Raw genomic sequence first — 22420 nt, 5'->3', positions numbered from 1 at the left:
CACCTTTTAAAATAAAACAAATTCAGATTTTCAATTCTCTCATTATCAGTAAGTTTCATAAATGTATCTAAAAAAGATTTCTTTATTCAATTATAAAAATTTTTCAGAAGCCAATTTCGAGTTTGACAGCAAGATAAATTGCTTCGTAGGAAAAAATGGAATTGGAAAAACCAATGTATTGGATGCTATTTTTCATTTATCGTATGGAAAAAGCTACTTCAACCCATTGGCGGTTCAAAATATCAAACACGGCGAAGAATTTTTTGTTGTGGATGGCGAATTTGAAAAAAACGAACGAACAGAGCAAATAGTTTGTAGTTTAAAAAAAGGACAAAAGAAAATTTTGAAACGAAATGGTAAACAATATGATAAGTTTTCCGAACATTTAGGTTTCATACCGCTAGTAATAATTTCACCAGCCGATAGAGATTTGATTGTTGAAGGCAGTGAAACCAGACGGAAATTTGTTGACAGTGTGATTTCGCAGTTGGATTCCAATTATTTGCACCAGCTAATTCAATATCAAAAAATCCTAAATCAGCGCAATGCTTTATTAAAATATTTTGCTTTGAATCAGGTTTTTGAAATGGATACATTGTCCATATATAATGAACAATTGAATGGTTTAGGTCAAATACTATTTGAAAAAAGGAAAGCATTTTTAGCTGATTTTGTTCCAATATTTAACAAACACCATCAAGCAATTACAGGTTCCGCAGAAACTGTTCAATTGGTTTATGAAAGTCAATTATTTGAGAAAGAATTATTGTTACTTTTACAAGAAAATATCAATAAAGATAGGGTTTTGCATTATACAAGTGTCGGAATTCATAAAGACGATTTATCATTTGAAATTGATAATTATCCGATAAAAAAGTTTGGATCTCAAGGCCAACAAAAATCATTTTTAATAGCATTAAAATTGGCTCAATTTGAATTTGTGAAAAAGCAATCTGGCGAAAATCCAATATTATTATTTGACGATATTTTTGATAAATTAGACGAAACTCGTGTAGGAAAAATTGTAGAAATGGTCAATAATGATGATTTTGGACAACTATTTATTTCGGATACACATCCTGAACGAACGGAAGCCATCATAAAATCGACACATCAGAGTTATAAAATATTTAACTTGTAAGTTTTGCAAATTCCATAATTAACCATTTCCTTTACTAATAAAAATTAAATCAACATACAATGAAAGCAACACTTTTTTCCTTATTATTTATAGGTTTCCTATGTACAAATTGCAATGGTCAAACCGAAAAAAAATACGAATCTGTAGCACCAAAGGCATTTGCAGATAAAATAAAAGCGAATACAAACTCACAAATTATAGATGTTCGTTCCCCAGAAGAATTTGCAGGACAGCACATTGATAAAGCAGTAAACATCGATTGGAATGGTGATGATTTTGATGGGAAAGTTAGTAAATATGACAAATCAAAACCTGTATTCGTCTATTGTATGAGTGGCGGAAGAAGTAAAAAAGCATCCGAAAAATTGCAAGAATTAGGTTTCAAAACCATTTATGAATTGCAAGGTGGAATTATGAAATGGAATGCTGCAGGATTGTCAATTCCGAGTGATAAAATCATCGGAATGTGCAGTCAGGAATACAAAGAATTGCTAAATTCTGAAAAAAAAGTCCTGATTGATTTTTATGCAGAATGGTGTGCTCCTTGTAAAAAAATGAAACCGTACCTTTTGAAAATGCAAAAAGAAATGGCAGAAAAAGTGACTATTGTTCGATTAAATGCAGATGAAAACAAGACTTTAATCACAGAATTGAAAATTGACGAACTTCCTACCTTACTATTATACCAAAATAATAAAGTAATTTGGAAACATTCGGGATATATAAGTGAAGAAGATTTGACGAAACAATTTCAATAAATTATGATTTCAAAACACCAAATAAAATTTCTTGAAGATTTAAAAGCCAATAACAATCGGGATTGGTTTTTAGAAAATAAAAAACGTTACGAAGAATTTAAAAAGGATTATCACCAATTAATTCGAGGGTTTCTTGAAATTATGAAACCTCAAGATGCCAATTTAGAACTCTTAGAAGTGAAAAATAGCGCATTCAGAATTAACCGTGATATTCGTTTTTCTAAAAATAAAGCACCTTATAAAACTCATTTAGGAATTTGGATGAATACCAACCAAGGCAATAAAAATGGACCAGGATATTATATTCATATTGAAAAAGGAAGCAGTTTTATCGCTGGCGGAATTTATAGCCCTGAAGCAGATGATTTGAAAAAAATTAGAAAAGAAATCGCCTTTTTTTATGAAGATTTGGAAGTAATATTGAACGATAAAAACTTCAAAAAACACTATTCTGGATTAGACAAAACTGAAACCAATTCGTTGAAAAACAGTCCAAAAGATTTTGACAAAGAACATCCTGCAATTGAATTTTTAAAACTGAAAAGTTTTGTTGCTGTTCAGAATATAACTGATGCTGAACTGTTAAATGAAAATTTCATTAAAACTTCCGCAGAAAAATTAATCGTTTTGAAACCATTGCTCGAATTTTTGAACCGTGGATTGTCAATCGATTAAATATAAATTATAATTTTTAATAGGTTTAAAGTACATTTGCTTTTTACTTTTATGCTATATAAATGGGAATTCTAAATCATTTTTCTTTAAAAAACTACAATACTTTTGGTATCGAAGCCAACGCAAAACAATTTGTGGGAGTTCATTCAGTAGCAGATTTAAAAACTGTTTTGATTGAAAATAAAACTAAAAACAAATTTATTTTGGGAGGTGGAAGCAATATGCTATTAACCAAAGATATTGACGCTTTAGTGATTCACATTGATTTAAAGGGAAAGAAAATAGTTAAAGAAAATGACAGTTTTGTTTGGGTTGAAAGCCAAGCTGGAGAAAATTGGCACGAATTTGTTTTGTGGACAATCAATCAAAATTTTGGTGGATTAGAAAACATGTCATTGATTCCAGGAAATGTTGGAACCACACCCGTTCAAAATATTGGTGCTTATGGAACCGAAATAAAAGACACTTTTGTTTCTTGTTCGGCTATCAAAATTGACACTTTGGAGATGAAAACCTTCTCAAAAGAAGCATGTCATTTTGGTTATAGAGAAAGTGTTTTCAAAAATGAAGCGAAGGACCAATATATCATCACTTCGGTAGTTTTTAAATTGACGAAACGCAATCATAAAATCAATATTTCTTATGGCGATATTGCATTGGAATTAGAAAAAAACAACATTAAAATACCAACATTAAAAGAAGTAAGCAATGCTGTAATAGCAATTCGACAAAGCAAATTACCCGATCCAAAAGTATTAGGAAATAGCGGTAGTTTTTTCAAAAATCCAATTGTTTTAAAATCAGATTTTGAGAAAATTCATCAAAAATTCCCTGAAATGAAATTTTATGAAATTTCCGAAACCGAAGTAAAAGTCCCTGCGGGTTGGCTAATTGAACAAGCTGGATTCAAAGGAAAACGTTATGGTGATGCGGGAATTCATAAAAATCAAGCTTTGGTTTTAGTAAATTATGGCTCGGCTACAGGTCAAGAAATTTTGAATGTTTCTAGGGAAATTCAAGATACAATTTACAATACTTTCGGAATTCGTATTGAAGCGGAAGTGAATATCATTTAAAATTTAAGTCAGAGCCGAAATTAATTTGTTTAAATACAAATTCTCTATTTGAAAATCCTATTTGAATTCATACCTTTGCACACATCCAAAAAAGAGGAAAAACTGATATGTTAATCACTATTTTTTATATTTTTATTGTAATTGTTGCAGTGCAACTTTTTTATTATGCGGGAATTTTTTCGAAATTTGCTTTTGCAAAAATCCAAAAAAGTACGTCTAAAAGAATCCCAATTTCAGTAATAGTTTGCGCTAAAAACGAAGAAGAAAATGTTATTAATTTTATTCCACTTTTGGCAGAACAAAACTACCCGGATTTTGAAATTATTTTAATTGACGATGCCTCAAGCGACACAACTTTAGATATTTTTGAAGAATTTGAAAAAAAATATTCAAATGTTCACTTGGTAAAAGTTGAAAATAATGAAGCTTTTTGGGGTAACAAAAAATTCGCATTGACTTTAGGAATCAAAGCTGCCAAAAAAGACTATTTGCTTTTTACAGATGCCGATTGTTATCCAACTTCGAAAGATTGGATTACGTTGATGAGTTCTCAGTTTACGATGCATAAAACATTTGTTTTGGGATATGGCGCTTATGAAAAAATTAAGGGTTCTTTCTTGAACAAAATCATCCGTTTTGAAACGATGTTAACCGCAGTTCAATATTTTTCTTGGGCAAAAATCGGGCGTCCTTATATGGGTGTTGGAAGAAATTTAGCCTACAAAAAAGACGAATTTTTCAAAGTAAATGGGTTTATCGACCACATGAAAATTCGTTCTGGTGACGACGATTTATTCATCAATCAGGCAAGTAAAGGAAACAATACGACTTGTTGTTATTCCCCAGATAGTTTTACGTATTCCAAACCAAAAACGACTTTTAAGGATTGGATTACACAGAAAAAACGCCACGTTGCCACTGCAACTTTTTATAAATCATTTGACAGAATTCAACTTTCAGTGTTTTTTATTTCGCAAATATTGTTTCTAATTTTACCCATAATTCTCTTGGCTTTTCAATACCAATGGATTGTCGTTTTGAGTATAATTGGTTTTAGATACCTGTTCACTTGGATTATTCTTGGATTTTCAGCAGGCAAATTAAAAGAGAAAGATGTAATGTATTGGTTTCCAATTATTGAGATTGTACTTATATTCACACAAATGAATATCTTTGTATCCAACATTTTCTCAAAACCCGTACATTGGAAATAATAAATAATATAGAAAAAGCTAAAATTGGTGATCAAGTTGCCTTTACTTTTCTATTGGATTTTTATTGGAATGAAGTCTATGGATTTATGTTAAAACGCACTGAAAACGAGACAGATGCCGAAGATATTACCATTGAAACCTTCTCAAAAGCATTTGATAAATTAGCCACTTACAATCCCGAATTTCAATTTAATACGTGGTTAATTGCTATTGCAAAAAACGTTCACATTGATATTTTACGAAAGAAAAAATTATCATTATTTTTAGAAATTACTGACGAAGAAGATTATCAGGCCTATAATATTGCTGATACTACTCCATCGGCGGAAGACAAATTGATTACCGAACAAAATTTGTCGCAATTACTTCAATATATAAAAGAGTTAAAACCACATTATCAAGAAGTCATTCAGTTGCGTTATTTTCAAGAAATGAGTTATCAGGAAATCGCAAATCAGCTAGATGAACCTTTGGGTAATGTGAAAGTTAAAATTCTACGTGCTAAAAAATTATTGGCAGAAATAATTCAAAATAAAAGATAATAAGTAAGTCGAAAGTTTTAATGTCGTAAAGTTAAAAGTCTTGAAATAGTAAAAAACTATTTAAAATTAACCAAAAACAATAAATTACAGATTTTAAATCACGACACTTTATTACACCCACGTATTACTTACTTGCATTTTTTTCTTCACAAAATAAACAACCACAATATTACTTTGAATTTTAGCGTTATAAGTAAAAACACACACTTATGATGTGATACTACTTAACCATTAAACTCAAAATTATGTCTAAAGTAAGTATTTATGGAAACGGGTGGACTAACCTAGTTTTCGAAGGAAGAAACAAAGAATATGGCGCGTATCAATTACGAAAAGAAGATTCTGTGAATACAATTACAGCTTTCTTTTTTGGATTGTTATTTATTATTTCAATTTTTGGAATCGGATTTCTATTAAGTTCCTTTAATTCAAAAGCAGTAGTTGCGAAACCTGAGCACATATTTCCTACAATCCACATCACTAAATTTGAAAACCACATTCGAGAAGTACCAAAAAAAGAAATCCTTCCTTTAAAAAAGAAAGAAATTGAAAAGGTGATTACTAAAAAAGATTTGATACATCCGATAATTACAAAAAGTACAGAACCAGTAGATGAAATTAATACTAATAATGAGCAAAAAGAATCAAAATCAACACTTTTAGGCTCACCAACTGGAACTGCAACTACAATTCCAATTATTACAAATGGAACTTCTGAAGGTGGCGTAAAGAAAAATAATGGCCCAGTAAATACTAATGCGCTGGATAAACTCCCTGAATTTCCTGGAGGAATTGCTAAATTTTATTCCTACGTTGGTAATCATTTTGAAAAACCTGAAATTGAAGGAGAACAAACAATAAGCGTTTACGTTTCTTTTGTGATTGAAGAAGATGGGACAATGTCCAACATTAAAGTGCTTCGTGATCCCGGTTATGGATTAGGAACAGAAGCTATTCGAGTATTGAAATCCTTAAAATCAAAATGGACACTTGGAATGATTGCTGGTCAAGCCGTTCGCACTTCTTATAATTTGCCAATAACCGTAAAATTAGAATAATCAGATACAAAAAAATTGCCTATTAAATTTCGGTTTTTGTTTTGTAATTATATCCTAATTACAAATCAAAAACCGTTTTTTAAAATCTACTTTTCGTATATTTGCATCATTAAAATCCCTATTATGGAATCTGTTTTAGAAAATGTACTTCCAACTGGAAAACCAAAATGGTTGAAAGTAAAACTACCGATTGGACAAAAATACACTGAGCTTCGTGGCTTGGTCGATAAATATAAACTCAACACCATTTGTACTTCAGGAAGCTGTCCAAATATGGGTGAATGTTGGGGCGAAGGAACTGCAACGTTTATGATTCTTGGAAATATTTGCACCCGTTCTTGTGGTTTTTGTGGTGTAAAAACGGGAAGACCTGAAACTGTAGATTGGGATGAACCTGAAAAAGTGGCACGTTCCATAAAAATTATGAATATCAAACACGCTGTAATTACAAGTGTTGACAGAGATGATTTGAAAGATGGCGGTTCGATAATTTGGATTGAAACTATAAAAGCAATTCGAAGAATGAATCCAACTACTACTTTGGAAACCTTAATTCCAGATTTTCAAGGAATTGAAAGAAATATTGACCGAATTGTGGAGGCAAATCCTGAAGTAGTTTCCCATAATATAGAAACCGTTCGCAGATTGACAAGAGAAGTTAGAATTCAAGCGAAATACGACAAAAGTTTGGAAGTTTTGAGATACCTAAAAGAAAAAGGAATCACTAGAACTAAATCGGGTATTATGCTTGGTTTGGGCGAAACTGAAGAAGAGGTTTTTCAAACGATGAAGGATTTACGTCAAGCGAATGTTGATGTCGTAACCATCGGACAATATTTGCAACCAAGTAAAAAACACTTGCCTGTGAAGGAATTTATAACCCCAGATCAATTTGCAAAATACGAGCAATTTGGACTTGAATTGGGTTTCCGACACGTTGAAAGTGGTCCTTTAGTAAGGTCTTCTTATAAAGCTCAGAAACATATATTATAGAAAAGTTTATTTGTGTAATCGTTTATTTGTGTAATCGATTCAACAAATTAACAATTAACCGATTAAACAATACACTTGAAAACAAGAATTGCCATTAATGGATTTGGGAGAATTGGTCGGAATTTATTTCGATTGCTTTTAAACCATCCAATAATTGAAGTTGTAGCGATTAATGATATTGCCGACAACAAAACGATGGCGCATCTTGTGAAATATGACAGTATTCATGGAAAACTTCCTTACGAATGCAGTTTTACAGAAGATGCAATTGTTATAAATGAAAAATCCTACTTGTTTTTTCACGAAAAATCAATATGTAATTTAGATTGGAAATCCTTGAATATCGATTTTGTTATTGAATCTACTGGGAAATACCACACTTTTGACGACATAAACGCACACATATTGGCTGGAGCCAAAAAGGTAATTTTGTCAGCACCATCAGAAGTTGATGCTATAAAAACAGTGGTTTTAGGTGTCAATGAAACTATTCTTGATGGAAGCGAAACTATAATTTCAAATGCGAGTTGCACCACCAATAATGCAGCCCCGATGATTAAAATTATTGATGAATTATGCGGAATTGAACAGGCATATATTACGACGGTTCACTCTTACACCACCGACCAAAGTTTGCACGATCAACCTCATAAAGATTTACGCAGGGCTCGTGGCGCCTCACAATCTATAGTTCCAACAACAACCGGAGCAGCAAAAGCATTGACGAAAATATTTCCAAAATTTGAAGGAAAAATCGGAGGTTGTGGTATTCGAGTTCCCGTTCCAGACGGATCATTGACCGACATCACATTTAATGTAAAAAGACAAGTTTCTATTGAAGAAATTAACGCTGCTTTCAAAACTGCATCACAAACTAATTTTAAAGGCATTTTAGATTATACCGAAGACCCAATTGTTTCTGTAGATATTATTGGAAATACCAATTCTTGTGTATTTGACTCCCAATTAACATCCGTTATTGATAAAATGGTGAAAGTTGTGGGTTGGTATGATAATGAAATTGGATATTCTTCAAGAATTATTGACTTAATTTTATATATTGAAAATTAATAATTTATAATCAATTCTTTGATTAGTTTTCGTACAAATGGTTCCGCTTTTTCGGCTGCTTTTAGAACTTCTGCGTGGTTTACATCTTCAATATTATCTTCATCGCCCATATCTGTAATCACGGAAATTCCGAAACATTCCATGTCCATGTGTCGTGCAACTATTACTTCAGGAACGGTTGACATTCCAACGCAATCGGCACCCAAAATTTTCACCATTCTGTATTCTGACAACGTTTCAAATGTAGGTCCTTGCAAACCTAAATAAATTCCGTCTTGCACTTCAATATTTAATTTTTGAGCTACTTCTTTAGCTTTTGCAATCATTTTTTTAGAATATGGCTCACTCATATTTACAAAACGAGGACCAAAACGTTCATCATTTTTTCCACGTAAAGGATGCTCAGGCATCATATTTATGTGGTCTTTTATAATTACAATTGAACCCACTTTATAATTTGGATTTACCCCTCCAGAAGCATTAGAAACAACTACTTTATCAATTCCTAAAAATTTCATCACACGCACTGGAAAAGTCACTTCTTTCATAGAATATCCTTCATAGAAATGAAATCGACCTTGCATAGCAACGACTTTTTTGTTTCCAATAGTTCCAAAAACCAACGCACTTTTATGCCCTTGAACTGTAGAAACCGGAAAATTTGGAATTTCTGAATACGGCAAAGTAAACTCAATTTGAATATCATCTGTAAAACTTCCTAATCCTGAGCCTAAAATTACTCCGTATTCTGGGGCAAAATCAGCTGTTTTGGCTTTAATATAATTTACTGTTTCTTGAACTGAATTCCACATAATTGTTTATGATTTTATCAAAATTTTCCCCTTCTGTAAGAAATTTACTTTGTATTGGCAGATAAAAAAGTTGTTCTTTTGAAATACTTCCTTTCAATCTAGCGTAATCTTTTTCGGTGGTAATTATGATTTTGTTATTGGCTTTACTTTTAATTTCTAAAATATCTTTTTCTGAAAAATGATGATGATCTGAAAAAGTCAAACACTCCGCATTATTATTTTGTAAATGTGCAAAAAAGGATTGGGGTTTTGCGATTCCAGCCAAAAGTAATTTATCAACATTTCGTACCTCTGAAACTTTATATTTTTCATTTTCTGAGTACACAAATTCATCGTAAGCGATTGTTGTGAAATACAATTCTTGAGTGTCTAAAATAGCTAACTTTTTTCTGATTTTTAGTTGCTCGTCATTTGATAAATCAGAAGGGCATTTTGTAACTAGTATAACATTTGCTCTTTTTGCTCCGCTCTTATTCTCTCTTAAATTTCCAGTAGGAAGCTGAAAATCATCGGAATACAATTCGTTATACGAAGTCAACAAAATATAAAACCCAGCTTTTACTTTTCTGTGTTGAAAGGCATCGTCCAATAAAATGACTTCTGGTTTTGAAGTTTGAGAAAGCAATTGTTCGATTCCATTTTTTCGATTGTCATCAACGGCTACTTGAATATTTGGAAATTTTGAGTAAAATTGAAACGGTTCATCGCCAATTATAGACGCATTTACATTGGCATCAGCCAAAATAAACCCTTTAGATTTTCTTTTATAACCCCTACTTAAAGTTGCAATTTTATATTTTTTAGATAATAATCGGATTAAATATTCAATTTGAGGGGTTTTTCCTGTTCCACCAACACTCAGATTTCCAACTACAATTACTGGCAAATTGAAAGAATAGGATTTGAAAACCCCCGTATCATATAGAAAATTTCGTAATGAAGTTATTACACCATATATAATGACAAATGGAAACAGTATTTTTCGAAGTAAATTCATAATTATTTATCGGAATAATGACCCATTGCAGAAAAAACGTAAACCATTACAATATCTCGGTCAACTTTGTAAATAATCCTATCTTTAGAATTTATTTCTCTTGACCAAAATCCAGTAAGTTCGTGTTTTAATGCTTCAGGTTTACCAACTCCTTGAAAGGGTGTTTCTTGAAGTTCTTCTAAAATTATGTTGATTTTTTTAATAGCAGCTTTATTCCCAGATTTGATATGCTTTTTTAGATGAAGTTCTGCTAATTTTTCTATTTTAAGCCTAAACTTCCCCATATATCTTTTGGATTAATCTCTGTATAATCACCTCTTTTTTCCGCTTTTAGAATCATTTTTACAAATTCAGGATTATAAGGACTTTCCTCGACATTTAATTTTTTGGAATTGGTTTCAATAATCTCAATTCCTTTTGAATCATTAACCAAAACCTTCGTCATTTCTAAAAATGCTTTCCCTGCTTTGGTTCGTTCGTTAATTTTTAAGGTTATTGTGGTCATAATTATTGTATTTTAATTACAAATATACAAAATTTGCAGTATTTAAATTTGATTAGAAACAAGTACTTAACAAACAGTATTTTTTGAAGTAATTTTATTTTCAAAAAGATATTCTTTTATCTTTATAAAAAAGTTGAATTGATTATTCGTTAATTTGTAATTCAAAGATACAATTATGCAAAAAATTAAAGATATAATTTCCCTACTTGAAGAAATGGCGCCTTTAGCGTATGCTGAAGATTTCGATAATGTTGGATTATTAGTTGGTAATTTAGAAACCGAAGCAACTGGAATTTTAGTTTGTCACGATGCTTTAGAAAGTGTAATTGATGAAGCTATTATCAAAAATTGCAACTTAGTGGTGTGTTTCCATCCGATATTATTCTCAGGATTGAAGAAAATTACTGGGAAAAATTATGTTGAACGTTCCATTATAAAAGCAATCAAGAATGATATTGCAATTTATGCAGTTCATACGGCATTAGACAATCATCCTGAAGGTGTAAACAAAATTTTCGGTGATGCTTTAGGTTTAATAAATACTAAAATTCTAATTCCAAAAGAGCAATTTATAAGAAAATTAGTGACTTTTACCATTCCTGAAAATGTAGAAAAAGTTCGAAATGCATTTTTTGATGCTGGTGCAGGAACGATTGGAAACTATGAAAATTGTAGCTTTAGTTCTAAAGGATTGGGAACTTATATGGGAAATGAACACAGCAATCCTGAAATTGGTGAACGATTTGAATTTGTTGAAGCGGATGAAATTAAGATTGAAGTTACCTTTGAAAAACAATTAGAAAGCAAAATTCTGAAAGCACTTTTTGAAAGTCATATTTATGAAGAAGTGGCTTATGAAATCATAGAATTGCAAAACAAACATCAAAATATAGGTTTGGGATTGATTGGAGAATTAGAAAATCCCATGACCGAAAAAGATTTTTTATTGTTTGTGAAAGACAAAATGCAATGTGAAGGAATTCGTCATTCTGAATTTATTGGAAAACCGATCAAAAAAGTTGCCCTTCTTGGAGGAGCTGGAAGTTTTGCCATAAAAAATGCAATTGCTGCTGGTGCAAATATTTTTTTAACGGCAGATTTGAAGTACCATCAGTTTTATGAAGCCGAAAATCGAATAATTTTAGCCGATATTGGTCATTTTGAGAGCGAAAGGTATACAAAAAATTATATTGTTGATTTTCTTAGCAAAAAAATCCTTAATTTTGCAATCATTTTATCGGAAGAAAATACAAATCCAGTTAAGTACTTATAAATTATTATGGCGAATACGAAAGAACTAAGTGTAGAAGACAAATTAAGAGCATTGTATGATTTGCAATTAATTGATACAAGAATTGACGAAATCAGAAATGTTAGAGGAGAACTTCCTTTAGAAGTAGAAGATTTAGAAGATGAAGTTGCTGGTTTAAGCACTCGTTTAGATAAACTTAAAAATGATTTGACCGTTATTGAAGATCTTATCAAAGCTAAAAAAATAGCTATTGACGACCACAATGAGTCAATGAAAAAATATGTTAAACAACAAGAAACTGTTCGTAACAACAGAGAATTCAACTCTTTAACAAAAGAAGTTGAGTTTCAAGAGCTTGAAATTCAATTGGCTGAAAAGCAAATTAAAGAAATGAAAGCTACTATTGAACATAAAAAAGAAGTGATTTCTCAATCTAAAGAAAAATTAGATATTAAATCAACTCACTTGAAACATAAAAAGACAGAATTGAATGCAATTATGTCTGAAACTGAAAAAGAAGAAGGTTTCTTAACTCAAAAATCAGCGGAATACCAAGCTTTAATTGAACAAAGATTATTAGCTGCTTACACAAGAATTAGATCAAGTGTTCGTAACGGATTGGCAGTAGTTTCTATTGAAAGAGGTGCGTCTGCGGGTTCTTTCTTTACAATTCCACCTCAAACACAAGTGGAAATTGCGTCAAGAAAAAAAATCATTACTGACGAACATTCAGGAAGAATTTTAGTTGACAGCTCACTTGCTGAAGAGGAAAGAGAAAAAATGGAAAAGATGTTTTCTAAATTTTAATTATATGAAGCCACGCTAATAACGTGGCTTTTTTATTATGAAGAAAATCAATTATTTCCTGCTTACAAAATCCATAGGTTTTTACATCAATTTGCTGAGTTTTATTTCCCAAAAGAAAGCAACTCAAAAAGCGTATGATTTATTCAGTATTCCCAGAAAAGGAAAAATTACTTTAAATTCAATTCCAGAAATTCTTCAAAATGCGGAAGCAAAATCTATCGATTTTGAAGGAAATGCCATTCAAACTTATATTTGGAAAGGCGATGAAACTGTCATTTTCTTAATTCACGGTTGGGAAAGTAATTCGGGGCGTTGGAAAAAAGCACTTCCCTTTTTATTAGAATCCGGAAATACAATTGTTGCAATTGATGCGCCCGCTCACGGATTATCTGGTGGAATAGATTTTAATGTTCCAAAATATGCCGAATTTATAAATCACGCAACCAAAAAATATAATCCACAAATTTTAATTGGTCATTCCATTGGCGGCAAAGCGTGTTTGTATTATCAATCGCTATATCAAAATCCTTCGATTCAAAAGATGGTAATTCTTGGCGCACCATCAGATTTTAAAGTAATTCTCAAAAATTATATCGCGTTATTAAGTTTGAATTCCATTATATATAAAGGTTTAGAAAACTATTATTTGGAAAATTACAACCTTAGTATTACGGAATTTAGTGGTCAATTTTTTTCATCCAATATCTCAACTAAAGGCTTTATCGCTCACGATATTGATGATAAAATAGTTGCTTTTTCAGAAGGAGAAAAAAATGCAATTGCTTGGAAAGATTCAATTTTTATACCAACAAAAGGAATTGGACACAGTATGAATGATATTGATTTATATCAAAAAATAGTTGCTTTTTTAGTAGAATCCTAACTATTAAGCGTTTTTCTAATTAACTTTGTAGCATGGAAGAAAATCTAAAGCGTCTCAATAAATTCATTGGAGAAACTGGTTATTGTTCGCGTCGGGAAGCCGATAAATTAATTGACGAAGGTCGAGTAACAATTAATGGCGTAGTTCCAGAATTGGGTACGAAAGTTTCAAATACAGATGAAATTCGAATTGACGGAAAATTAATCCGAGAACAACGAGAAAAACCAGTTTATTTGGCATTCAACAAACCTGTAGGAATTGAATGCACAACCAATTTAGATGTTCGGAATAATATTGTAGATTACATCAATTATCCAAAACGGATTTTCCCAATTGGACGATTAGATAAAGCCAGCGAAGGATTGATTTTTATGACGAATGATGGCGATATTGTAAACAAAATACTTCGTGCTCGAAACAATCACGAAAAGGAATATACAGTTACGGTAAACAAGCCAATAACAGCGCAATTTATTGAAAGAATGGGCAACGGAATCCCTATTTTGGATACGATTACAAGAAAATGTAAAGTAGAACAAATCAGTCAATTTATATTTAAAATTATATTAACACAAGGCTTAAACCGTCAGATTCGTAGAATGTCGGACTATTTAGGTTACGATGTAGTGGCTTTAAAACGAATTCGGATTATCAATATTTCATTGGATATTCCTGTAGGAAGATTTCGTGATTTGACCGATGCAGAAATCTTGGAGTTGAACCAACTTATTGAACCTTCGAGCAAAACAGAAGAAGCGAGTTTGCCAAAAATAGAACCCGTAAAACGAAGAACCGAATTTATCAAAAAAGACGATCCAAGATTTAAAAATCGAGGGGATTATTAAAAAATGGGAAGTTAAAAATATTTTTTTATCTATAAATAATTGATGATAAACTTTTTAACTCCCACTATATGTTAGCGAAATCAATAGACTAATTTCATGACTAATTACTTAAAGTTGTAATCATAATTAACCATTACGCCCCAACTTTCATTTAATCTTAATTCGCTGTAGTCTGCATCAAAATTTATACTGTGAATTTTTGCGCCATTGCTTAAATGAAAACGTGCTACTGAACCTTCCCAAGATTCTAAATATTGCCTCACAATAGATTCGTCAGGTTTGTTTTTGAGGTGAAGTTTCATTGAAGGAATAGGACTTAACGTAAAGAAGTTTTTTATACCTAATTTTCGGCTATGTTCTATTAAATCTTTAATTGCCAGTGTCCCTGCTCCTTTCAAACTTGCTTGTGGCAACCTAAAAACAGAATAAAAAATGGCATACGTAATGTCGTATTTGCTTTTATATCCATCATCATTTAAAACCTCCATCATATTTCTAGGAAGTTTATTACCTATTCTCGCACATATCATAAATTGCGGAATTCCTTCATGAACGTAAACAAAAATTGTTCGGTTTCCAGTTATTCGTTTCTCGATTGAAATCGTTGGATGTACGGGGTCGTTTTTTACTAATTCTAGCCATTCTTCATTAAATCCCACGTCTCCGTATTGCACTATCATTGTATTTTTATTTAAAAAAATTAAACTATTTGGTTTATAATCGGCCAATAAATTAGCATCAAGGTTTTGGCAATAAATGCTTTTGAACTTTTCCAAGCGCTGTTCTGGGCAAACTTTCTACAGTAATAAAACTCCTTGGTATTTTGAACGATGCAAAGGTTTTTTTGCACAATTCTTCAATTAAATTCGCATCAAAATTTGGAGAAGAAACAATATAGGCTATAGGCATTTCCCCTCTAGTTTCGTGAGGTATTCCAACAACAACCGCCTCAGAAATTCCTTCTTGTTCTAATAAAAACTCTTCAATTTCACGAGGATAAATATTAAATCCGCCGCTAATAATCAAATCACTTTTTCGTCCTCTTAATGTAAAATACCCATCTTCCGAAAGCACACCCATGTCACCGGTTTTGAAATAACCATCTATAAAAGAATCAATTGTAGCTTGTTCTTTTTTCCAATAACCTGCAAAAACATTGGGACCTTTTACGCATACTTCCCCTTCTTCATCTATTGCGGCTGTTTCTCCATTTGGCAAAACAATTTTAGCTGATATTCCGGGCAATGGAAATCCAACCGTTCCTGGTTTTCTTTCGCCAGTGTAGGGATTGCTAATGTTCATTAAAGTTTCTGTCATTCCGTACCGTTCCAAAATTACGTGACCGTATTTGGTTTCAAAATCTTCCATAACTTGGGGTGGTAAAGGAGCGGAACCACAAACAAATAAGCGCATGTTGGCACCAATTTGCTTAGCAATTTCAGTTGATTGTTCCAGCAAACGAATATATATCGTTGGCACACCAAAAAATAAAGTCGGTTTAAAATCTAAGAATTCGTTAGTTGCTTTTAGATGTTCGAAACGAACCAACAATCGCATAAAACAACCACTCATTAGCCAACAGTGAATCCCATTAGCAAGTGAATGAACATGAAATAATGGAAGTGCTAATAAAAACCGATCGTTTTCAGTGATTTGCCAACAAGTAATTAAATTTAGTCCATTAGAAATGAAATTATTATGCGTTAGAATTGCTCCCTTTGATACTCCTGTAGTACCACTTGTGTATACTAAAGCAGCAGGACTATCGCCTGTAGTTCTAATTTCAACTGCTGTATCATTATGATTTTTCAACTCCTGAATCAAATCATTTAATTGCAAGGCTGGAAATCCACCAGGAACTTCAACGTCTGCAATTAATAATTTTGGATCGGCGTCGGTTAAAATATGTGTAATCTCTCTTTCCTTGTATAAAATATTAACTGGTACGAAGATGATGCCCGTTTTGGCACAAGCCAAATAAAGGTCTATCATTTCGACACAATTCTCCAGATAAACGCAAATTCTATCGCCCGAAACCAAGTTTTTAGACAATAAAAAGTTAGCCATTTTATTGCTTCGTAAATCGATTTCTCCGAAAGTGAAAGTAGATGTCCCAAATTCAAGGGCAATTTTGTTTTTTCTGCCTACAAGGGACAAATCAAAAAGATTAATTAAGTTCATGATTTAATTATAATGTATTTATAAATTATTTTTGTTGATATTCATTGTTTATTTTAAGAGATATTACACAGATTATTAAAGCAAATATTCCTAATGAAATAAATGCAGAAGAGAAATTTCCTGTCCAATCTGTAATTTTTCCTACTAATGGCGCTGCAGCCAAAATAAAAACAATTCCTAACATATTTACTAAACCCATTGCCGCTCCCGCTCTTCCGGGAAATAAAGCAGCTGCACGATTAAACAAACCTGCATAGGGCAATCCACATCCTATTCCTAATAAAATAATTGCTACAATATCTATGTATAAATAAGGGGTGCAAAAGGCTAATATAAAACAGCCTGAAGCGTTCAATAGTAAACTTATAATTAGCAATTTGCGGACACCAATTTGCGAAACTAATTTTCCGCCCCAAGGTCTAGTAAAGATGCCAAGTAACAAAACTAAAGAAGCGATAAAAGGGATAATTATTTTATTTTCAAAGGAAAAATTTTCCTTTAACATTTCTGTAATCCAAGATCCGATTACAATTACTAATCCAAAGGAAGCCATCTGGACTAAACCTAATAAATATAATTGTCCATTAGAAAGCATCGTCAACAAAGAACTGTGAGGATGTTCTTTAGCAAATGGTTTTGGCGCAAAAAACAGCACCATTAAAAGTGTAATTAGTGCAACAGCCGAAGTTGAAATAAATGCGGGGGACCAATTTTCATAAACTCTTGCTATTTGTGGAACAGCAAAAATTACAAATCCTGAACCCATCAAAACACTCGCACCATAATATCCTTGGTATATAAATAATTTTTCTAAAGGGATTGATTGGTAGATGTAACGAGCTCCCGAAACAAAACTTACCCCTGTTCCAAAACCTACAAAAAATTTCCAGAATAATAATTGATTATAACTCTCTGAAAATGAAATTCCAAAGTTGCCAATACAAACAATAGTTAATGCAATACACAATATTTTTTTTGGCCCAAATTTATCAGCTAAATGTCCACCTGGAATTTGCATCAAAGCATGAGTTAAGAAAATTGCAGTGGTTAAAAACCCAAACATTGCTTTTGTAAATGGAAATTCTGGAGTGTCGAAACTTTTCATCAACCATTCTTTTAAAGGAGCATGGTTGGTGTAATTTGCCGAAAATGCGAATCCTGCAAGGCAAGCGCAAAACAGTGCAATCTTTTGTTCTTTGTCGGTTAATATTAGCTTTTCTTTCATTTTTTTAAATTTTAAGTTAATTTGGTTTTTGGTTAATTTGAATACTAAAGCTGGTTAGTCTTTATTTAATAAATAGTTATTTACTGAATTCAGTTTCTATATTTTACTTTATTTTCACGATTCTAATCGCATTTAAATAGGTTTTTCCCTCCTTGTTGGCATTAAATTTTATTGAAATTCCTTTACCACCTATTGCATTTATTTCAGTGCTCTTTACAATGGCTCGTTCCACTCCGATTTGGTTTGGAATATCTAAATTTTGAAGCACCGTATTTCCATTAATAGCAACATCAAATATATAATTGATCGCATTTTCATAAGTAGAAGTATTTCCTAAATTATAGGCCAGCGCTTCTTTTTGAACTAAAGGAATTAAATGTGCCCAATAGAAATAAACCTCATATTGTCCATCAGAAACATCGGCTTTGAACTCTTCAATTCCATTGCGTTGTGTTTGAAATATTGGGTCTTGGATTGTATTTAAAACATCCAATTCTGATGCCGGTAATTCACCATATCGTGTTTTGGTTTTAAATGGTTTTCCACCAATATATCCCCAGCTACCTGTCGAATAAGGCTTTTCTGGAATCCAACAAATTCTCGCGTCTTTATCTTCAAAATAACGATTGGAACCCAACATTACATTCAAACTTTCAAAGTCAGAATTTTGGATTTGATTTGGAATTATCTGAAAATTTGTTTTATAAAAATCAGTCGTTTCAGAGATATCACTTTTAGCAACAGCTTCCACGATGTTTATTCCGCTCACAAATGGAATTGGAACTACTACTACCCCATTTATAGGAATAAAAATACCTAAAGTTTTAGAATTTAAAGCGACTTCCACTTTGGGTAAATTACTATAAATAGAAATATTTTGAGAACATATTCCCAATTGTGTTTCAACTCCAGCTCTGTTTTCCCATGAACTAGAACCAATTGCGACAAAAGGTTTTTTGAGTAAATTGGCTTGATATAATAAATAGGTATCTTTCTTTTCCCTATTTAATCCTGTAATTCCTTTATTATTTACGTGAGGTACTGCTGCTGCTCTATTTTCAGAGAAAAAATCATTTAAGTTCCAAATGGCTGCTGCCGAAACAAAATCTCGATCTTGAATTGCTTTCAAATAATGTTCGTGGTACAAATTGCCGTATTCAGCTGTATAATCGAACCTTTCGGGTAAAAAAGAATGTAATCTAGAATCAACATCCGCTCCGTATTCGGTAATTATAATTGGAGTATTTGGATATTCTTTATGAAAATTATCTAGATAATCATCAAATCCAGAAAAAACGCCACTGTACCAACCTTGGTACAAATTTAATCCTACTATTTTAGGAATTTCAAATAATCCTGCTTCTTTATATGCCGACATCGAACCGTGACATGGAATTAACGTATATCGGCTGGGGTCTAATTCTCTAATTAATTTCTCGATTGCTTTGGCTTGTCTATTTACTTCTTTGCAATATATCGCGTGCCTTTCTAGATCTTTTTTGAATGGAGGACGCAACATAATCTCATTCATATATGCCCAAATTACTAGCGACGGATGATTGAAATTTTGTTTGACCATTTCCTCAGCCATGTGCAAAGAATTGTTTAGGAACGACTCGTTTTCAGTAATTGCATTGACAATTGGAATTTCAACCATGGTAATAATTCCCAGTTTATCGCACATGCTTAGAATGTAATCGTCTTGTGGATAATGAGAAATTCTAAGGAAATTACAACCCATTTCTTTTATCAAATTCATGTCCTGAAGGTGCATTTCATCCCTCAAAGCATTTCCAAGTTTGTCATAAACTTCGTGGCGGTTTACACCAATTAACTTCAACGGATTACCATTTAAATAAAAACCTTTGTCGGCTGTAAATTCAAACCATCGTAACCCAAAAATATTTTGCTTTTCCTGAATTGTGTTGTTATTTTCATCAACTAAAGTTGTAATTAAAGTGTATAATTTAGGCGAATCAGGCGACCATAATTCTGGATTTTCGATTTGAATTGGATTGGTTTCAAAGGTTTTAGATTCACCAGCAATCAAGGTTAATTTATTAGTTACAACTTTTAAAATTTCCCCTTTTGGATTACAATATTTCTGAATAATTTGAATCTTAGTTTTTTTAGAGAGTGTATTTTTGATTATTGTTTTGACAGCAACAGTTGCTTCATTATTAGAAACTTTAGGTATTTTTATATAAATCCCAGAAGAAGCAAAATCATCATTTGATAGGTGAATTGGACTTACAAAACGTAGCGAAATTGGTCTGTTTATTCCTCCAAAAAAAGTATAATCTGCTGTTAATGGCGGAATGTTTTCATTATAGGAATTATCAACTTTAATAGCAAACAAATTTGGTTTTCCCACTTGTATGAATTTGGTAATATCAAAAGAAAATGCTGTTGAACCGCCAATATGATTCCCAACTAATTTTTCATTTACATATACATCAACCAACTGATTGGCTCCGTCAAAATGTAGTATGGTATTTTTCCCTTTGGCTTCTTCCCCAATAAAAACAGAACGTCGGTACCAACAAGCATTTCTGAAAAAACCAGGCGTTTCATCCATAGCATCCTCATTGTTCCAAGTATGAGGTATGGAAACTGTTATCCAATTTTTATCGGAAAAATCCATTTTATAAGCATCCGATAGATTTTCTTTAGAAAATTTCCAAGCTTCATTTATGGTGTAATTAACATCTTGAAATCCTTGTTTTTGTTGAGAAAAAAGTGATGTGCCAAAAATTATTCCATATAAAAATAAGAAATTTAATAGCGTTTTAAAGTGGTTCTTGTTCAAAATTGCGACAGTGATGATTGGTTTCATTCGATGATTATATTTTCCCAATTGTCAGTTCGAAATGGAGAAGCAGGTAGATTAGAACCATTAAAAAGATTGGCTTTATCAGTGTTATTCCAAGCATATCGAACAGAAACTGGCGCTTTAATTGATTGTGAAAATACAATTAATTTATTGTTTTTGATGTAAGCTTCTGCTTTTACAAAATTTTTATCTTCACCCGCAATAAAAATATCATTCAAAATAGCTCCTTTAATTCTGAGTTCTTTATTGTAATTGAAAGAAATTTCAATAGAATCATTTTTTATTACATAGTTTGAATATAATGGGCCACAGAAATCAATTTTTTTGGAATAGGAATTTGCCAAAGCAATATTCGCCAACCTCATCCCGTAAGGTAATTTATAGGGATAATGCAAGTCGTTTAAATCACCAATATCCATTGTTGGACACATTGCTGTATTTGGAATTTGAAGTGTTTTCAATTGATTTTCTCGAATAATGGCAGCCAAATTACTGTCGCTGTATTTGAAAGCTGTTAGTTGAAGGAAATAGAAAGGCAAATCGGGTTTATTCCATTTTTTTCGCCATCCAGTAATCAAAGCTTTCATTTGTTCAAAATACTCGTTAGCCCATTCTCTATTCGACGTGCCTTGATACCAAATAACTCCCTTTATAGTGTATGGAATAAGCGGTGCAACCATTCCGTTATACAAAACTGAAGGACGTCGGTGTGGTCTGTTTGTCATATAAACCGATTGCGGTTCTTCTGCTTTTATTCCTTTTGACTTGAAATCTGCAAACGAAATACTATCTTTTTTTCTGTCTAAATCCCAATTTTCCCAACGAACATATAAATTTTTAAGCGCAAGATTGTTCTTGTTCATTTCTGCTGTAGTCCAGCATTCTGCTCCTGTTCCTCCCCAATTTGCAGTAATAATTCCAATAGGCACTTTCAGTTTTAAGTACATTTCACGGGCAAAATAATAACTAATAGCAGAAAATTCTTTTACACTAATTGAATCGCAAGGAAGCCATTTACACTCTTTAGGGAAATTAACCTGAGGGGTTTCGGCTATTTTTTTAGTAACATTAAAAAGTCTGATGTTAGGATAATTGGATTCTGAAAGTTCTTTTTTAGCATCTTTTACTCGACGCATCACCCATTCCATATTGGATTGGCCAGAAGAAAACCAAACCTCACCAAGAAGCACATGACTGATTAGAATATCATTATTTCCCTTTAAAGTAATTATTTGCTCTTGAAAACTTCCTTTTTTAGTTGGTATTGTTAATTTCCAGTTTCCGGTTTCGGTTGCATTTATTTTATATGTCATTTTTGACCAACTCACAAAAATAGAAATAGCTTCATTTGGACTCGCAGTTCCCCAAAAAGCAACATTACTATTTTGCTGTAAAACCATATTATCACAAAAAACGGCTGGCAAAGATATATTTGCAAAAGCTACCGTATAAAATAAAATAAAAAATACTTTAAAAGCTAATTTCATGGTTTTACTATCAAAACATTTAGAGTTTTAGCTTTATAATGATAAAAACTAATACCTTAATTTTA

22 protein-coding genes are annotated in these 22420 nt (G+C 32.0%); 13 read left to right on the top strand and 9 right to left on the bottom strand.

What is annotated here, in order from left to right; genetic code table 11:
* The first annotated feature begins 61 nt into the window (after positions 1–61).
* From recF to gap, 9 genes are all read left to right on the top strand, one after another.
* Positions 62–1141, top strand: coding sequence for a DNA replication/repair protein RecF (gene recF, locus AC9UEH_RS07130; protein WP_509530138.1), 1080 nt, complete (start codon positions 62–64; stop codon positions 1139–1141).
* 59 nt (positions 1142–1200) lie between these two features.
* Positions 1201–1899: a thioredoxin domain-containing protein gene (locus tag AC9UEH_RS07125; RefSeq protein ID WP_509530135.1), complete on the top strand. Its 699-nt coding sequence runs from the start codon at positions 1201–1203 to the stop codon at positions 1897–1899.
* 3 nt (positions 1900–1902) lie between these two features.
* Positions 1903–2574: a DUF2461 domain-containing protein gene (locus AC9UEH_RS07120; RefSeq protein WP_509530134.1), complete on the top strand. Its 672-nt coding sequence runs from the start codon at positions 1903–1905 to the stop codon at positions 2572–2574.
* Between the two features lie 62 nt (positions 2575–2636).
* Positions 2637–3650 carry a UDP-N-acetylmuramate dehydrogenase gene (gene murB, locus AC9UEH_RS07115; RefSeq protein WP_509530131.1) on the top strand — a complete coding sequence of 338 codons (1014 nt, stop codon included), beginning with the start codon at positions 2637–2639 and terminating at the stop codon, positions 3648–3650.
* A gap of 107 nt (positions 3651–3757) precedes the next feature.
* A complete protein-coding gene (locus AC9UEH_RS07110) occupies positions 3758–4864 on the top strand; it encodes a glycosyltransferase (protein WP_509530128.1) in 1107 nt (368 codons plus the stop codon).
* Positions 4855–5406: an RNA polymerase sigma factor gene (locus AC9UEH_RS07105; RefSeq protein WP_509530125.1), complete on the top strand. Its 552-nt coding sequence runs from the start codon at positions 4855–4857 to the stop codon at positions 5404–5406. The genes AC9UEH_RS07110 and AC9UEH_RS07105 overlap by 10 nt, the downstream gene beginning before the upstream one ends.
* A 245-nt stretch (positions 5407–5651) precedes the next feature.
* Positions 5652–6464 (top strand): energy transducer TonB, encoded by an 813-nt coding sequence (locus tag AC9UEH_RS07100; protein ID WP_509530122.1) that lies wholly within the window; start codon positions 5652–5654, stop codon positions 6462–6464.
* A 123-nt stretch (positions 6465–6587) separates the two neighbouring features.
* Positions 6588–7457 (top strand): lipoyl synthase, encoded by an 870-nt coding sequence (lipA, locus tag AC9UEH_RS07095; RefSeq protein ID WP_509530119.1) that lies wholly within the window; start codon positions 6588–6590, stop codon positions 7455–7457.
* 75 nt (positions 7458–7532) lie between these two features.
* Positions 7533–8528: a type I glyceraldehyde-3-phosphate dehydrogenase gene (gap, locus tag AC9UEH_RS07090; RefSeq protein WP_509530116.1), complete on the top strand. Its 996-nt coding sequence runs from the start codon at positions 7533–7535 to the stop codon at positions 8526–8528.
* Here the strand turns inward: gap and AC9UEH_RS07085 are convergent.
* The 4 genes from AC9UEH_RS07085 to AC9UEH_RS07070 are packed head-to-tail and all read right to left on the bottom strand — an operon-like array spanning position 8525 to position 10842.
* The gene (locus AC9UEH_RS07085) at positions 8525–9340 is read right to left on the bottom strand and encodes a purine-nucleoside phosphorylase (RefSeq protein ID WP_509530114.1); all 816 of its coding nucleotides are present in this window, start codon (positions 9338–9340) and stop codon (positions 8525–8527) included. The two genes, gap and AC9UEH_RS07085, sit on opposite strands and share 4 nt — an antisense overlap.
* Complete coding sequence (gene lpxK / locus AC9UEH_RS07080; protein WP_509530111.1) at positions 9303–10337, bottom strand: tetraacyldisaccharide 4'-kinase; 1035 nt, start codon at positions 10335–10337, stop codon at positions 9303–9305. Before lpxK ends, AC9UEH_RS07085 begins: the two co-directional genes overlap by 38 nt.
* Before the next feature lie 2 nt (positions 10338–10339).
* A complete protein-coding gene (locus tag AC9UEH_RS07075) occupies positions 10340–10621 on the bottom strand; it encodes a Txe/YoeB family addiction module toxin (protein ID WP_509530108.1) in 282 nt (93 codons plus the stop codon).
* A complete protein-coding gene (locus tag AC9UEH_RS07070) occupies positions 10597–10842 on the bottom strand; it encodes a DUF2683 family protein (RefSeq protein ID WP_509530106.1) in 246 nt (81 codons plus the stop codon). The genes AC9UEH_RS07075 and AC9UEH_RS07070 overlap by 25 nt, the downstream gene beginning before the upstream one ends.
* 175 nt (positions 10843–11017) lie before the next feature.
* Here AC9UEH_RS07070 and AC9UEH_RS07065 point away from each other — a divergent pair, with 175 nt between their 5' ends.
* The 4 genes from AC9UEH_RS07065 to rluF are packed head-to-tail and all read left to right on the top strand — an operon-like array spanning position 11018 to position 14629.
* A complete protein-coding gene (locus AC9UEH_RS07065; RefSeq protein ID WP_509530103.1) occupies positions 11018–12115 on the top strand; it encodes a Nif3-like dinuclear metal center hexameric protein in 1098 nt (365 codons plus the stop codon).
* A gap of 6 nt (positions 12116–12121) precedes the next feature.
* Positions 12122–12901, top strand: coding sequence for a zinc ribbon domain-containing protein (locus tag AC9UEH_RS07060; RefSeq protein WP_509530100.1), 780 nt, complete (start codon positions 12122–12124; stop codon positions 12899–12901).
* A gap of 37 nt (positions 12902–12938) precedes the next feature.
* Positions 12939–13784, top strand: a complete 846-nt coding sequence (locus tag AC9UEH_RS07055; RefSeq protein WP_509530097.1) for an alpha/beta fold hydrolase — start codon at positions 12939–12941, stop codon at positions 13782–13784.
* 32 nt (positions 13785–13816) lie between these two features.
* Complete coding sequence (gene rluF / locus AC9UEH_RS07050; protein WP_509530094.1) at positions 13817–14629, top strand: 23S rRNA pseudouridine(2604) synthase RluF; 813 nt, start codon at positions 13817–13819, stop codon at positions 14627–14629.
* A 104-nt stretch (positions 14630–14733) separates the two neighbouring features.
* Here the strand turns inward: rluF and AC9UEH_RS07045 are convergent, their stop codons facing one another.
* The 5 genes from AC9UEH_RS07045 to AC9UEH_RS07025 all read right to left on the bottom strand — a co-directional run bounded on the left by AC9UEH_RS07045 (position 14734) and on the right by AC9UEH_RS07025 (position 22355).
* Complete coding sequence (locus AC9UEH_RS07045) at positions 14734–15309, bottom strand: malonyl-CoA decarboxylase domain-containing protein (RefSeq protein WP_509530091.1); 576 nt, start codon at positions 15307–15309, stop codon at positions 14734–14736.
* Positions 15310–15367: 58 nt separating this feature from the next.
* Positions 15368–16810, bottom strand: coding sequence for a class I adenylate-forming enzyme family protein (locus AC9UEH_RS07040; RefSeq protein ID WP_509530088.1), 1443 nt, complete (start codon positions 16808–16810; stop codon positions 15368–15370).
* A gap of 25 nt (positions 16811–16835) precedes the next feature.
* The gene (locus tag AC9UEH_RS07035; protein WP_509530085.1) at positions 16836–18035 is read right to left on the bottom strand and encodes an MFS transporter; all 1200 of its coding nucleotides are present in this window, start codon (positions 18033–18035) and stop codon (positions 16836–16838) included.
* A gap of 103 nt (positions 18036–18138) precedes the next feature.
* Positions 18139–20871: a glycoside hydrolase family 2 TIM barrel-domain containing protein gene (locus AC9UEH_RS07030; protein WP_509530082.1), complete on the bottom strand. Its 2733-nt coding sequence runs from the start codon at positions 20869–20871 to the stop codon at positions 18139–18141.
* On the bottom strand, positions 20868–22355 hold the full coding sequence (locus tag AC9UEH_RS07025) for a sialate O-acetylesterase (RefSeq protein WP_509530079.1): 1488 nt from the start codon (positions 22353–22355) through the stop codon (positions 20868–20870). The genes AC9UEH_RS07030 and AC9UEH_RS07025 overlap by 4 nt, the downstream gene beginning before the upstream one ends.
* Between the last annotated feature and the right edge of the window lie 65 nt (positions 22356–22420).

Origin of the sequence: Flavobacterium sp., assembly GCF_040402835.1 — a bacterium.
GTDB lineage: Bacteria > Bacteroidota > Bacteroidia > Flavobacteriales > Flavobacteriaceae > Flavobacterium.
This window is presented reverse-complemented; position numbering and strand designations above follow the sequence as displayed.

Coding starts and splice junctions, on each gene's coding strand:
- lipA (WP_509530119.1), top strand. CDS start 6,588: ATGGAATCTGTTTTAGAAAATGTACTTCCAACTGGAAAACCAAAATGG.
- AC9UEH_RS07065 (WP_509530103.1), top strand. CDS start 11,018: ATGCAAAAAATTAAAGATATAATTTCCCTACTTGAAGAAATGGCGCCT.
- AC9UEH_RS07060 (WP_509530100.1), top strand. CDS start 12,122: ATGGCGAATACGAAAGAACTAAGTGTAGAAGACAAATTAAGAGCATTG.
- rluF (WP_509530094.1), top strand. CDS start 13,817: ATGGAAGAAAATCTAAAGCGTCTCAATAAATTCATTGGAGAAACTGGT.
- AC9UEH_RS07075 (WP_509530108.1), bottom strand. CDS start 10,621: ATGGGGAAGTTTAGGCTTAAAATAGAAAAATTAGCAGAACTTCATCTA.
- AC9UEH_RS07035 (WP_509530085.1), bottom strand. CDS start 18,035: ATGAAAGAAAAGCTAATATTAACCGACAAAGAACAAAAGATTGCACTG.
- murB (WP_509530131.1), top strand. CDS start 2,637: ATGGGAATTCTAAATCATTTTTCTTTAAAAAACTACAATACTTTTGGT.
- AC9UEH_RS07120 (WP_509530134.1), top strand. CDS start 1,903: ATGATTTCAAAACACCAAATAAAATTTCTTGAAGATTTAAAAGCCAAT.
- AC9UEH_RS07030 (WP_509530082.1), bottom strand. CDS start 20,871: ATGAAACCAATCATCACTGTCGCAATTTTGAACAAGAACCACTTTAAA.
- AC9UEH_RS07100 (WP_509530122.1), top strand. CDS start 5,652: ATGTCTAAAGTAAGTATTTATGGAAACGGGTGGACTAACCTAGTTTTC.
- AC9UEH_RS07110 (WP_509530128.1), top strand. CDS start 3,758: ATGTTAATCACTATTTTTTATATTTTTATTGTAATTGTTGCAGTGCAA.
- AC9UEH_RS07040 (WP_509530088.1), bottom strand. CDS start 16,810: ATGAACTTAATTAATCTTTTTGATTTGTCCCTTGTAGGCAGAAAAAAC.
- AC9UEH_RS07025 (WP_509530079.1), bottom strand. CDS start 22,355: ATGAAATTAGCTTTTAAAGTATTTTTTATTTTATTTTATACGGTAGCT.
- AC9UEH_RS07085 (WP_509530114.1), bottom strand. CDS start 9,340: ATGTGGAATTCAGTTCAAGAAACAGTAAATTATATTAAAGCCAAAACA.
- AC9UEH_RS07125 (WP_509530135.1), top strand. CDS start 1,201: ATGAAAGCAACACTTTTTTCCTTATTATTTATAGGTTTCCTATGTACA.
- lpxK (WP_509530111.1), bottom strand. CDS start 10,337: ATGAATTTACTTCGAAAAATACTGTTTCCATTTGTCATTATATATGGT.
- AC9UEH_RS07070 (WP_509530106.1), bottom strand. CDS start 10,842: ATGACCACAATAACCTTAAAAATTAACGAACGAACCAAAGCAGGGAAA.
- recF (WP_509530138.1), top strand. CDS start 62: ATGTATCTAAAAAAGATTTCTTTATTCAATTATAAAAATTTTTCAGAA.
- AC9UEH_RS07045 (WP_509530091.1), bottom strand. CDS start 15,309: ATGATAGTGCAATACGGAGACGTGGGATTTAATGAAGAATGGCTAGAA.
- AC9UEH_RS07055 (WP_509530097.1), top strand. CDS start 12,939: ATGAAGAAAATCAATTATTTCCTGCTTACAAAATCCATAGGTTTTTAC.